This is a genomic window from Rhodococcus sp. AG1013 (assembly GCF_003350365.1).
Taxonomy (GTDB): Bacteria; Actinomycetota; Actinomycetes; order Mycobacteriales; family Mycobacteriaceae; genus Prescottella.
Map to the genome: position 1 here is coordinate 14,831 of NZ_QQAT01000020.1, position 13,648 is coordinate 28,478.

The window sequence follows — 13,648 nt, forward strand, 5'->3', positions numbered from 1 at the left end:
CGTGGCGCCCGGAACCTCGGTCCGGGCGCTACGCCTGGGACGCGATGATCGCCAGGAGCAACTCCGCGCGCACCCGGGCGACGTCGAGTCGGCAGTCCAGCAGGGACTCGATCTTCGCGATCCGGCTCCGCAGGGTGTGCCGATGGACGCCCAGCACGTTTGCCGCCGACTCCCAGTGCCCGTTCGCCTCGAGGAACGCACGCAGCGAGGCGACCAGTTCGGTTCCGTGGTCACGATCGTGGTCGGCGAGCGGAGTGATCATCGTGTCGGCGACCGACCGCAGTACCTGACGGGTCGAGTCGAACGTGAGCAGCGCGCTGCCCGTCAGTGCCGAGAACTCGAGCGGTGCGGCGCCGGCTCCGGCCGCCGATGCCGCCAGCTGCGCCTGGTCGATCGCCTCCGCGAAGCGCTCGACGGGCAGCGGACCACTCAGACCGATCCGCGCGGACCGGCGGACGGACTCCCCCGCGCCGGCGAGCAGTGTCCTCGCGAATGCGACGTCGTCGGTTCCGCGCAGCAGCACCGTCATTCGTCCCTCGGTCCGCCGCAGGAACAGCGGTCGACCCGCCTCGTTCATGGCCGAGGCGATCGAGGACGCGACCGCCTCGGCGTCCCCCGACGACGGGCAGACCCCGGCCAGGGCGCGGACGAAGCCACGGTCGTCCGCGGCCGGCGCGAGTTGTTCACGGGCCGGCTCCAGATCGATGCCCTCCGAGAGCAGCAGCCCGAGGATCTGACTGTTGAGCTGGTTCTGGGCAGCCCGCAGCCGCACCGGCTTCTCGAAGTCGAGCGCCAGCAACGAGTTGGCGTGGCCCAGCAGAACCTGGTCGACGGAGCCGAGCGGCTTGGGGCTCACCACCGCGAGACAGCCGTGGAGGCTGGTGCCCAGCCCGATCCGTTGAACGGTCATCGAGTGGCCCGAATGTGCTTGGGCGACAATGCTCGACGCAGCCTCCGACACCGAGTCGATCAGGTCGGACACCTCCGTCACCGTCTCACCGTCCACGTTCGTCGGATGGCGCTCGAGGAGCCGACCGCGCCGGTCGAAGAGCAGGACCGTCGCATCGGTCGCCACGGCGAGCTCCCGCACGATGGCACGGGCGCCGCCCTGGACCACGGCCCGCGTCATCCGCGGCTGGGCGCGGGACGCTCGCAGGAGTGCGTCGTAACGCTGCTCGGCCAGGCAGTCCATGACCCGCTTCGTGACGGCCGCGAACGGGGTGGGCAGCGGCACCTCCAGCAGCGGCAGTCCGGTCTCGTCGGCCGCCGCGATCAGCGCCTCCGGGATCTCGGAGTGAGTCAGTCCCACCCCGAAGCCGACCGCCGCGACCCCGGCGTCGAACAGACGGCGCAGGTAGTCCCGGTAGCCGTCCACCGCGGACGGAGCCCCGAGACCCGTCGTCAGCAGCAATTCGCCACCCGAGAGCCACGGCGACGGGTCCGACAGTTCGGTCGTGATCGCGAACTCGATGTCGCGGTCGAGTCCGGAAGCACCACCGCGCAGGCGCAGGGACAACTCCGGCTGCGCCAGCACCCACCGGACGGTCACGCTCATCTCAACTCCTGACCCGGCCCGAGTGCGGTCCGAAATGGTGAATCGTGGGCAGTCCCCCACTCCATTCTGGCAGGTGATCCGCGCTCCACGGCGACCCAGAATAGAACCAGTCAGATCTTCACGACAGGGGTCCTCCACGATATGAACACCACCACCATCGCTTACCGGCTTCCGCAGAAGCGCAACCTCGTCACCGAACTGCCCGGTCCGAACTCGCGAGCACTCACGGAGCGCCGCCGCGCCAGCGTCGCGGCAGGGGTCGGGTCCAGCGTCCCGGTCTACACCGCCGACGCCGACGGCGGTGTGATCGTCGACGTCGACGGAAACTCGCTCGTCGACCTGGGCTCGGGCATCGCGGTCACCAATGTCGGCGCGTCGAATCCCGCCGTCGTCGATGCCGTGCGCGACCAGGCCGGACGCTTCACCCACACGTGCTTCATGGTCACGCCCTACGAGGGATACGTGCAGGTTGCCGAGGAGCTTGCGGCGCTCACGCCGGGCGACCACGAGAAGCGCACCGTGCTGTTCAACTCCGGCGCCGAGGCCGTGGAGAACGCGATCAAGGTCGCGCGTCTGGCGACCGGGCGCACCGCCGTCGTCGCGTTCGACCACGCCTACCACGGCCGCACCAACCTGACGATGGCGCTGACCGCGAAGTCGATGCCGTACAAGGCTCACTTCGGCCCGTTCGCCCCCGAGGTGTACCGGATGCCGATGTCGTACCCGTTCCGGGACGAGCGCGGACTGACGGGCCCGGAGGCGGCGCAGCGTGCGATCACCCAGATCGAGAAGCAGATCGGTGCTGATTCGCTCGCCGCGATCATCATCGAACCGATCCAGGGCGAGGGCGGGTTCATCGTTCCCGCAGAGGGATTCCTGCCGACGCTCGCCACGTGGGCGCGCGCCAACGGAGTCGTCTTCATCGCCGACGAGGTCCAGACCGGGTTCGCCCGCACGGGGTCGTGGTTCGCGTGCGACCACGAAGAGGTGGTGCCGGACATCATCACCATGGCCAAGGGCATCGCCGGCGGACTTCCGCTGTCCGCGATCACGGGCCGCGCCGAACTGCTCGACAAGGTGCACGCCGGCGGCCTCGGTGGCACCTACGGCGGCAACCCGATCGCCTGTGCCGCGGCGCTCGCGGCGATCGACACGATGCGCGAACTCGACCTTCCCGCGCGGGCCCGCCACATCGAGGAGGTCGTGACGACCCGCCTGCGGAAGCTGGCCGAGGAGATCCCCGCGATCGGCGAGGTCCGCGGCCGCGGCGCCATGCTGGCGATGGAGTTCGTGGTGCCGGGCACCACCGAGCCGGATGCCGAGTTGACGCGCAAGGTCGTCGCGTACGCGCTCGAACAGGGCGTCATCCTGCTGACCTGCGGCACGTACGGCAACGTGGTGCGCCTGCTCCCGCCGCTCGTCATCGGCGACGATCTGCTCACCGACGCGCTCGACGTGATCGAGGACGCCGTCCGCGCCTCGGTGTGATCACCGAACGTCATTGACGCTCAATCCACTTTGGACCTACCGGAAGCAGAACGATGATTGATGTCTCCACCCTCGTCTCCCGCGTCCCGACCGGGCTGTGGATCGACGGCGAGTCCACCGCGCCGGTCGGCGGCGGCACGTTCCCGGTGTTCGATCCGGCCACCGGTGAGGCACTGACGACGGTTGCCGATGCCGGCGCCGACGACGCCATCCGCGCACTCGACGTGGCGTGCCGCGTCCAGGCGGAGTGGGCGGCCACCTCCCCGCGCGAGCGATCCGTGATCCTCCGTCGGGCCTGGGAACTCGTCGTCGAGCGGACCGAGGAACTGGCACTGCTGATGACGGCCGAGATGGGAAAGGCCCTGCCGGAGAGCCGCAGTGAGGTCGCGTACGGGGCCGAGTTCCTGCGCTGGTTCAGCGAGGAGGCGGTTCGAATCCAGGGTCGCTCGACGCGATCGCCGGGCGGCGCCGGCCGAATCCTCGTCAACAAGGTGCCGGTGGGCCCCTGCCTGGCGATCACCCCGTGGAACTTCCCGCTCGCCATGGGCACCCGCAAGATCGGCCCCGCGCTCGCCGCGGGCTGCACGATGATCGTCAAGCCCGCGGCGGAGACGCCGCTGACGATGCTGGCGTTCGCGGAGATCCTCGACGAGGCCGGCCTACCGGCCGGTGTGGTCTCGGTGCTGCCGACGTCGGACGCCGCCGCTGTGTCCGGCGCGCTGCTCGCCGATCCGCGACTGCGCAAGGTCACCTTCACCGGCTCCACCCCGGTGGGCCGCGTGCTCATCGAACAGTCGGCACGCAACGTCCTGCGCACGTCGATGGAACTGGGCGGGAATGCGCCGTTCATCGTGTTCGACGACGCGGACCTGGACGCGGCCCTCGACGGGGCGATGGCAGCCAAAATGCGCAACGGCGGCGAGGCGTGCACGGCCGCGAACCGAATCATGGTGGCCGACAGCGTGCGCGAGGAGTTCACCGCAAAGCTCACCGAGCGGATCGCCGCACTGAAGGTCGGACCCGGACACGAGCCGGGCGTCGACGTCGGTCCGCTCGTGAGCGCCAAGCAGCGCGCGAGCGTGGCGGCACTCGTCGACGAGGCGGTCGCGGCGGGCGCCCGGGTGCGCACCGGCGGCCGGACCGTCGACGGCCCCGGCTTCTTCTTCGAGCCGACCGTCCTCGACCAGGTGCCGACCGACTCGCGCATCGTCCGCGACGAGATCTTCGGTCCGGTCGCCGCGATCACCGGGTTCGACACCGAAGAGGAGGCGATCGCCGCGGCCAACGACACCGAATACGGTCTCGCCGCATACATTTTCACGCAGAACCTCGACCGGGCCCTGCGGGTGGCCGACGCGCTCGAGTCGGGCATGGTGGGAGTCAACCGCGGCGTCGTCTCCGACGTCGCCGCACCGTTCGGCGGAGTCAAGCAGTCCGGGCTGGGCAGCGAGGGTGGCGTCGAAGGCATCGACGAGTACCTCGACACCAAGTACATCGGGTTCACGGCCTGACCCGACAACGCAACGAAGAAGGCCGGAGGCTCTGCCTCCGGCCTTCTTCGTTGTGTGCCCGGACTACATGAACAGAGTCGCGGCGCCGATGGCAGCTCCCACGAGGGCAGCGAACGCCGAGACGAGGCCGGCGACAGCGCCGATCTGACCGAGCTGAGTGGTGGACGAACCCATGGAATTACTCCTTCTGTCTTCGATCTTGTTCAGAACTTCCTGGGGCAGCCCGGCAGGCTGCCGTGCACCGATGTGCCGTGTCTGCCTTCCTCCTTCCACCGGATAGCCCGGGCGACAGGCCGATCCGCCCCTGGAGACGCCATGGACTCCAGGGGCGGATCGGCTGGATCACTGATCCGGTCGGATCACCGACCGGCGTGGTTGTCCGCGATATCGAACGCGGCGTCGAGGATCGCGAGCCCCTCGCGCACCTCGGTCTCGGTGACGGTGCACGGTGGTACCGCGTGGATCCGGTTGAAGTTGGCGAACGGCAGCAGTCCGCCGGACTTGCACGCCGCGATGACCTCGTTCATCGCCGGACTCGACCCGCCGTACGGTGCCAGCGGTTCCCTGGTGGCGCGGTCGGCGACCAGTTCGATCGCCCAGAACACACCGAGCCCGCGCACCTCACCGATCGACGGGTGCCGCTCCGCGAGTGCGCGCAGACCCGGGCCGAGGATCTCGGCGCCGATCCGGGCGGCGTTGTCGACGACGCCCTCGTCCTCCATCGCCTCGATCGTCGCGACGGCCGCTGCCGTCGCCAGCGGGTGACCCGAGTACGTCAGGCCGCCGGGGTACGCACGATCGGCGAACGTGGCGGCGATCTTCGCGCTGATCGCCACGCCACCGAGCGGGACGTACCCCGAGTTGACACCCTTGGCGAAGGTGATGAGGTCCGGCACCACGTCGAAATGATCGATGGCGAACCACTTTCCGGTCCGCCCGAATCCGGCCATCACCTCGTCCGCGATGAAGACGATCCCGTAGCGGTCACAGATCTCCCGGACCCCGGCCATGTAGCCCGGCGGCGGGACCATGATCCCGGCCGTGCCGGGGACCGACTCGAGGACGATCGCCGCGATCGTGTCGGGGCCCTCCAGTCGGACGACACGATCGAGGTGCTCGAGGGCGCGCTCGGTCTCCTGCGCCTCGTTCTCCGAGTGGAACGCCGACCGGTAGAGGAACGGGCCGTCGAAGTGCACGACACCGCTGTTGCCGTAGTCGTTGGGCCAGCGGCGGGGATCTCCGGTGAGGTTGATCGCGGTGTCGGTGCCGCCGTGGTACGAGCGGTACCGCGACAGCACCTTGTAGCGGCCGGTGTGCAGCCGCGCCATCCGCACCGCGTGCTCGTTCGCATCGGCGCCGCCGTTGGTGAAGAACACCTTGTCCAGGTCGCCGGGGGTGCGCTCGGCGATCAACCGGGCGGCCTCCGAACGCGCGTCGTTGACGTACTGCGGAGCGATGGTGCACAGCTTCGCAGCCTGGCGCTGCACCGCCTCGACCACCCGGGGGTGCTGATGCCCGATGTTGGTGTTGACCAACTGGGAGGAGAAGTCCAGCAGTCGGTTTCCGGCGCCGTCCCACACGTACGAGCCCTCGGCGGCGAGGATGGTCATCGGCGCGATCTGCGCCTGCGCAGACCACGAGTGGAAGACGTGCGCGCGGTCGAGCGCGTAGGCACGCTCGCCGTCGGCGCGCGCGGCGGACAGATCCTGGCCGGTCGGAAGAACGACGGGGCCGTCGGTTGTCATCGTCATGTCGGGTGTCCCTTTCCGGCTCAGTTGTTCTGCGGGAAGCCGAGGTTGATGCCACCGTGGCTCGGGTCGAGCCAACGGGTGGTGACGACCTTGCCGCGAGTGAAGAAGTGGACGCCTTCGGCGCCGTGGGCGTGGGTGTCGCCGAACAGCGAACTCTTCCAGCCGCCGAAGCTGTAGTACGCCATCGGAACCGGGATCGGGACGTTGATGCCGACCATGCCGACCTCGACCTCGTTCTGGAAGCGGCGTGCCGCACCACCGTCGTTGGTGAAGATCGCGGTGCCGTTGCCGTACTGGTTCGAGTTCACCAGAGCGAGGGCCTCGTCGTAAGACTCGACGCGGACCACCGAGAGCACCGGGCCGAAGATCTCGTCGGTGTAGACGCTCATGTCGGGGGTGACGTGGTCGAGCAGCGTGGGGCCGAGCCAGAAGCCGTCCGCTCCCCCGTTCGCCTCGATGCCGCGACCGTCCACGACGACGGCCGCGCCGGCCGCTTCCCCGGCGTCGACGTACGACGCGACGCGGTCGCGGTGCGCCTTGGTCACCAGGGGACCCATGTCCACCGCACGGGTGCCGTCACCGGTCTGGAGGGCCCGCGTGCGCTCGGCGATCTTGCCGACCAACTCGTCGGCTACGTCACCGACCGCGACCATCACGGAGATGGCCATGCAGCGCTCACCGGCAGACCCGAAGCCGGCGTTCACCATCGCGTCCGCCGCCAGGTCGAGGTCGGCGTCGGGCAGCACGATCGCGTGGTTCTTCGCACCGCCCAGCGCCTGCACCCGCTTGCCGTGCGCGGTTCCGGTGGCGTAGACGTACTGCGCGATCGGGGTCGAGCCGACGAACGAGATCGCCTTGATGTCCGGGGAGGTGAGCAGCTCGTCGACCGCGGTCTTGTCGCCCTGCAGGACGTTGAAGACACCGGCGGGCAGACCTGCCTCGGCCCACAGCTCGGCCATCCAGATCGATGCGGTCGGATCCTTCTCGGACGGCTTGAGGACCACCGTGTTGCCGGTCGCGACGGCGATCGGGAAGAACCACATCGGGACCATCGCCGGGAAGTTGAACGGGGAGATGATCGCGACCGGGCCCACCGGCTGACGGATCGACGCCACGTCCACCGACGTGGACGCGTTCTCGGTCATCCCGCCCTTGAGAAGATGCGCAATGCCGCAGGCGAATTCGACGACCTCCTGGCCGCGAGTCACCTCACCCAGCGCGTCGGAGACCACCTTGCCGTGCTCGGCCGTGATGATCTCGGCGAGCTCGTGCTTGCGCTCGTTGAGCAGCTCCCGGAACCTGAACAGCACAGCGGTGCGCTTGGCGAGCGAACTGTCCCGCCACGCCGGGAACGCCGCCGACGCCGCCGCGATCACCGTGCGGGCGTCCGCCACGCTCGCGAGCGCGACCCGGCCCGTCACGGCGCCGGTCGCCGGATTCGTGACCGGGGCGGTGTCGCCGCTCGTGCCGGCGAAGCTCTTGCCGTCGGACCAGTGCGCGATCGTCCGTGCCGCGCCGTCGCTGTGGGTCATGAATGGAGTCCTGTCTGAGTGGATCGACACGCGCGATCACGCGTGCTGCTTCCACTGTCTGCGCTTCACCGCCTCCCGCAGGCCTGCACTCTGTAAGAGAATCCGACTTGCGCTTTACACTTCGTAAATGCAGCCGACGGTCCGCGACATTCTCGACCTCCCCGTCCTCCAGCGGGGCGAACCGGAGGTGGTCGGGGGCGGCTCCCTCGACCGCCGGGTCCGATGGGTACACGTCAGCGATCTGTACGACCTTTCGAACCTGCTCCAGGGCGGTGAACTGGTCCTCACCACGGGGCGCGCGCTCGTCGACGACCCCGTCGGTTACCTCGAAGGCCTGGCCGCCGCCAACGCGATCGGCCTGGTCGTCGAGCTCGGTCTGCACGTCGACGCGATCCCGCCGGAGGCCGCCGAGGCCGCCGACCGACTCGCTCTGCCCGTCGTCGCACTGCACCGGGAGGTCCGATTCGTCGAGGTCACCGAGGAGGTGCATCGCTCGATCGTGGCCGACCAGTACGCGGAGGTGGCCTTCGCCCGCAACACGCACGAGGCGTTCACCGACCTGAGCATGAAGCGGGCGTCGCCCGGCGAGATCGTCGATGCCGCCGCCGACATCCTCGATGCACCGGTTGTCCTCGAGGACCTCGCACGGCAGGTCCTCGCCTTCGCCGCGCAGGACGTCGAGACCGCGGAACTGCTGTCGGATTGGGAACGCCGGTCGCGACTGACGCCCGTCTCGCACGAGACCGAGGTCTGCGGTCCGGAATCCTGGATCACCACCCCGGTGGGCGCCCATCGCCAGGAGTGGGGCCGACTGGTCGCTCCCCGCCCGATCGGGAACGACGCACGCACCCGGATGACCCTCGAACGCGCGGCGCAGGCACTCGCACTCGGCCGGATGGTCGAACGCGAGGGCACCGCACTCGAGCAGCAGGCGCAGAGCGGCCTGGTCGACGAACTGCGCCGCGGTCGCATCCAGGACGAAGCCGAGGCCACCGCCCGCGCGCATGCCCTGGGGCTGCGCCCCGCGCTGACATATCTGCCCGTGACCATCCGCGTCAGTGAAACACCCAGCGCCGACCAGGTTTTCACACAGCGCCGGCGGGTTCGGATGCTCGACGCCATCCGTCACGCCGTGCGGACGTCACGGCTGACGGCGCTCACGACCAATCCCCGGACCGGATGGTTCGACCTCCTGGTCTCGCAACCCCCGAGCGGCTCCGGCCCCGACGCCCTGCACTCCTTGTGCACCGAGATCCACGCCGCGCTCGGCCGGATCGACGGCGTCGTGCGGTGCACCGTCGGCGTCGGCCCGGACTCGACGCGCCTGCTGGACGCGGCAGGGGGCCTCGCCGAGTCGGCGCACATCGCCGACGTCGCGCAGTCGCTGCCGCAGGACGGCAAGGTCTGTCACCGCTCCGCGGACATCCGACTACGCGGGCTGATCGCCCTGATCCGCACGGATCAGCGCGTGCAGGCCTTCGCCGAGGCCGAACTGCGCGGACTGCTCGAGCACCGCGCACGGCACGACGACGACCTGTTGGACGTGTTGCGCGCCTACCTCGAACTCGGCGGCAACAAGGCCGAACTCGCCAAGCGACTGCGGATTTCGCGTCCCACCCTGTACGCCAAGCTCGCGACCGTCGAACGACTCCTCGGCGTAGACCTCGACGACGCCGAGTCCCGAACGTCGCTGCACGCCGCCGTACTGATCCTCGACAGTCATGCCAGCGCGCCGACACGGGCCGCGCGCACGTCGCGCGACGCCTGAGACCCGGACACGGAGAAAGGCCCCCGGTACCCAAGTCGGGTACCGGGGGCCTTCCGTCATCGCACCGTCAGTGGCCCTCCACGACGGCGGCAGCACTTTCCGGTCCCTCTGGCGACGGCGCCTGCGTGCGGTGGCCCAGGTCGACGAGCACGACGCCGGCGATGATCAGCGCGATCCCCGCGATTGCCGTGAGGGACAGCGATTCCCGGAACACGAGAACGCCGAGCAGGGCGACGACCGTCGTTCCGACGGCCGACCAGATCGCGTAGCCGACACCGACGTCCAGGCCGCGCTGGAGGGCGAACCCCAGCAGCGCGAACGCCATCGCATAGCCGATCACGACGATCACGGACGGTGCGAGCCGGCTGAAGCCGTCGGCGGCCTTGAGCGAGAGCGTCGCGACGACCTCGCATGCGATCGCGCCGGCGAGCAGTCCGTAAGCGCTCACGACTGCACCTGTTCGGGGACGGAACGCCGATCCTGCACGTTGCGTCGGTACAGCCACAGCGCGACCGCCACTGCCAGCACGCCGAACGCCACCGACAGCTCCTTGAAGCCGCCGTACCCCGTGACCTCGAATCCCGTGGCTCCTACGACGAGAATGACAGCAAGGAGTGCCGAGAGCACCAGCGACAGCGGAACGAAGACTGCCGGCAGGCGAATCGGACGGGCCAGGTCGGGGCGGTCCTTGCGCAGCAGGAAGAAACCCGACAGCGCGAAGATGTGAGTCAGGATGTAGCCCAGGTTGCCCGTGACGATGATCGCGAGCGGCGTCTTGAGCACGGTCAGGACCAGCACGTTGACCACCAGCGCCACGGTGAGCGCCCGGACGGGAACACCGCGCTTGTTCAGCACGCCGAGCTGCCGGAGGCTCGTTCCCTCCTTGCCCATGTTGTAGAGAACGCGCGAGCCGTCGGCGAGACCGGTCACCATGATCAGCAGCAGCGAGCAGATCAGGAACAGAACCATGATGTCAGCCGCGCCGCCGACCAGGTTCTGGAAGGCCTCGACGTAGAACGTGGTGGGCGCGTCCGCAATCGCGCCCTCGCCGACGTACCCGGTCAGGATGAGCGGCAGCAGCACGAAGACGCCGAGCGAGAACAGGACTCCCGCCTTGAGGGCCTTGGCCGTGTCGGAGACGGTGTTCCGGTACTCCGGCGCGAACGTCGCGCAGACCTCGACGCCGAACGACGTCCATGCCATGACGTAGAGCCAGACGAGAGCCGTGCGCAGGCCTTCGACGCCGTGCAGGTTCCAGGTCAGACCGGAGACGTCGAAGCCGTTGGACAGCAGTGGTCCGACGATGAACACCGCGAGCGGGATGAGCAGGATGCCGCCCGTGATGTACACGAACGTCATGGTGATGCGAACGCCGACGACGTTGAGCAGGTAGAGGATTCCGATCACACTCAGGCCGACCACGATCGGGAAGTTCAGCTCGATCGGCCCCACCTCCCACGACCAGTCCTGATCTGGGAACCACTGTGATTGGACGAGGGCGCCGATGATGCCGGCGTAGACGGATAACGATGTGGTCCACGGGAACCAGTACCCGATGGCGGCGAGCGGTCCGACGATCGGCGCACGCTTCTTCCACGCCTCGGCGGCGTACGCCGCGATACCTCCCGACGACTCCGGGAACATCGCGGCGAGTTCGGTGTAGATCCAGTTCGCCCCGGTTGCGAGGAGCATCGAGACGCTCCACAGGAGCACTGCACCCCATCCGCCGAGGCCGACGATCGAGGCGCCGAGCGAGGCGATCAACGCGGCAGGCATCGTCAGCGACATCGCGAAGCCGTCGTACCAGCGCATCGTCTTGTGCAGTGAGGTGGAGGTCTGTTCGGTGGACGTTGTTTCGGCCATGGCATTCCTAAGTCCCGTTGGGGGGCGCCACAGGGGCACCCGGATATGACGGTGACTCGGACGGAACAGTGCGGAATCGACCCCCGCGGCAAGGGGATCGAACCCATCGACCCGGAAACCCGGAACCCGACGACGTCGATGCGGCGGACGAAGTATGGATCACGCCGCGAGCGATGACAAGCCCCGACAGCCTCACTCACGCCCGTAGGCGTTGGACAGAACCGCCTCGTAATCCTTGCCGATGCCGGAAGAATTCCGGCATCGAACTTGCTCAATTGACAGTACGAACCCGCTGTTTTTGCTCATCGAAGTGACAGGCGCCTCCCGAGTCGCTATCGTGGCCGCACTCGACGGAACGAGTGACTCAGCACACATTCATGGCGTCGGCAGCGCCACATCACACAGCACGCCGTCACAGGAGAACCCAGGTGAAACCAGTCAACGGTCCAGATATCCAACTGACGCGACGCCGACTGCTCGGATACGGCGGCGCCGTCGGCCTCTCCGCGGTCCTCTTCGCCCGCACCCCGCAGGCCCGAGCGCAGACCGGATCGCTCGGATCGCTCGCCTCGAACGACGCGGATGTCATCGTGCTCGGCGCCGGCGTGTCCGGTCTGGGCGCGGCGCGAACGGTCGTGGACGCGGGCAGATCGGCAATCGTCCTCGAGGCCCGCGACCGCATCGGCGGGCGCCTGTGGACGGATCGAACGACCATGGGCATCCCGGTGGAACGGGGCGCCGAGCTCATCCACGGCGCCGACGTCTCCACGTGGGACATCGTCGAGCCGGCGAACATCTCGACACATCGCTGGGGAACCGAGATGTCCCGATTCGATCCGAGCTCGCCCTGGGTGGACCAGAACACGTGGGAGTTCTACAACTTCCCGCAGGGAAAGCCGGATCTGCCGTCACCGCCTCCTGCCCCGAATCCCGGCGAGACCGCCGAGAACTACCTCGCACGGCTGGGGATCACCCGGTCGAACTACCCGCTCGCCTTCCTGGTCATCGAGGTGGACAGCGAGCAGTTCGACAAGCTCCCCGCCAGATACGTCGTCGAGGATCTCGAGACCGCGCTCACGGCACCGGACAGCGGCGAGATTCCGAGCGACGGCTACGGGGATTTCCGAGTCGTCGGCGGCTACGACCAGATCGTCCGGATTCTCGCCGAGGGAATCGACGTACGAATGAATCACGAGGTCACCCGGGTGGCCTACACCTCCCACGGCGTGGAGGTGCTCGCCGGAGGCACCCGGTTCACCGCCCGCAAGCTCGTGATCGCGCTGCCCGCGGGCGTGCTACAGCGAGAGGCGATCGCATTCGACCCACCGTTGCCGTCGACCCAGCGTTCGGGGATCTCCGAGGTGGTCTATCTGCCGGTCTACAAGGGCCTGCTGGAGTTCTCCGCACCGGTCCTGCCGGACGGCTGGGACCTCGCGGAGGACTACCTGGTGAACCCGCCGACCCTGTGGAACGGGTCCGCCGCGGCACCCGGCTACTCGGGACAGGTCGTCGTCGCCTGGGCTACCGGAGACGAGGCGCGGGAACTACTCTCCCTGCCGGAAGCCGAGCGCCTGGCCCAGTCGGTGGACGCGGTCAGGTCGATGGCCGGTGATGCCGGTCTGCAGACCGTGGCCGCGTCGACCTACGACTGGTCCCTCGACGAATACGCCCGGGGCGCCTACCCGGGGCCCACCTCGCGCCGCGACGGGCTGTACGAACCGATCGACCGGACCGTGTTCTGGGCCGGCATGGTCACCAGCACCGTCAGCTCGTCCCTCGACTCGGGTCGCGCCGCGGGGACCGCAGCGCTGGGCGCCCTGTAACTCGGCTCGACCACCGACACCCCTGGCACCCGAAAGGACTTCGCGCCATGAAGAATCAGCGCCATCCGCAGGTAGAACGCCGTGCCGGTCGGTCCGAGGGCGGCCTGTCCTCGAACGATCTCGCGCGTGTGATCGAGGCACTGACCGGCGAACGACTGTCCCCTGGCGCATCGGACAGCTCATTCGACAGCACCGCACATTGAGCTGAAGATCAGCTTCAAATTTGCTCTTTGAACAACTTTAAGACGCATTATTTGCCCATCGGGGGTGACATCGACCCCGATTGCAGTTATCGTGACCACACTCGCACGGAACGAGTGATCCCCAGCACAGACTCCGAGGGCATCGGCAGCCCTA

At 68.5% G+C, this 13,648-nt stretch carries 9 protein-coding genes; 4 read left to right on the forward strand and 5 right to left on the reverse strand.

The annotated features are described in order from the left end of the window. Positions 1-28 precede the first annotated feature (28 nt). Positions 29-1,555, reverse strand: coding sequence for a PucR family transcriptional regulator (locus DEU38_RS21210; protein WP_114723386.1), 1,527 nt, complete (start codon positions 1,553-1,555; stop codon positions 29-31). Between the two features lie 141 nt (positions 1,556-1,696). On the opposite strand from DEU38_RS21210, the gene gabT reads away from it, so the two are divergent. Next, on the forward strand, positions 1,697-3,043 hold the full coding sequence (gene gabT / locus DEU38_RS21215) for a 4-aminobutyrate--2-oxoglutarate transaminase (protein WP_114723387.1): 1,347 nt from the start codon (positions 1,697-1,699) through the stop codon (positions 3,041-3,043). Between the two features lie 53 nt (positions 3,044-3,096). Continuing rightward, the gene (locus DEU38_RS21220; protein WP_114723388.1) at positions 3,097-4,554 is read left to right on the forward strand and encodes an NAD-dependent succinate-semialdehyde dehydrogenase; all 1,458 of its coding nucleotides are present in this window, start codon (positions 3,097-3,099) and stop codon (positions 4,552-4,554) included. A gap of 359 nt (positions 4,555-4,913) precedes the next feature. Here the strand turns inward: DEU38_RS21220 and DEU38_RS21225 are convergent, their stop codons facing one another. Then, positions 4,914-6,305, reverse strand: a complete 1,392-nt coding sequence (locus DEU38_RS21225; RefSeq protein WP_181818883.1) for an aspartate aminotransferase family protein — start codon at positions 6,303-6,305, stop codon at positions 4,914-4,916. Between the two features lie 20 nt (positions 6,306-6,325). Next, entirely contained in the window at positions 6,326-7,837 is a 1,512-nt protein-coding gene (locus tag DEU38_RS21230) for a CoA-acylating methylmalonate-semialdehyde dehydrogenase (protein ID WP_114723389.1), read from the reverse strand. A gap of 127 nt (positions 7,838-7,964) precedes the next feature. Between DEU38_RS21230 and DEU38_RS21235 the strand changes: the two genes are divergently transcribed. Continuing rightward, positions 7,965-9,605, forward strand: coding sequence for a PucR family transcriptional regulator (locus DEU38_RS21235; protein WP_114723390.1), 1,641 nt, complete (start codon positions 7,965-7,967; stop codon positions 9,603-9,605). Between the two features lie 67 nt (positions 9,606-9,672). Here the strand turns inward: DEU38_RS21235 and DEU38_RS21240 are convergent, their stop codons facing one another. Beyond that, positions 9,673-10,053 (reverse strand): multidrug efflux SMR transporter, encoded by a 381-nt coding sequence (locus DEU38_RS21240; RefSeq protein WP_181818884.1) that lies wholly within the window; start codon positions 10,051-10,053, stop codon positions 9,673-9,675. Next, complete coding sequence (locus DEU38_RS21245; protein WP_114723391.1) at positions 10,050-11,468, reverse strand: APC family permease; 1,419 nt, start codon at positions 11,466-11,468, stop codon at positions 10,050-10,052. The genes DEU38_RS21240 and DEU38_RS21245 overlap by 4 nt, the downstream gene beginning before the upstream one ends. A gap of 428 nt (positions 11,469-11,896) precedes the next feature. On the opposite strand from DEU38_RS21245, the gene DEU38_RS21250 reads away from it, so the two are divergent. Continuing rightward, complete coding sequence (locus DEU38_RS21250) at positions 11,897-13,291, forward strand: NAD(P)/FAD-dependent oxidoreductase (protein WP_181818885.1); 1,395 nt, start codon at positions 11,897-11,899, stop codon at positions 13,289-13,291. Positions 13,292-13,648: the final 357 nt, after the last annotated feature.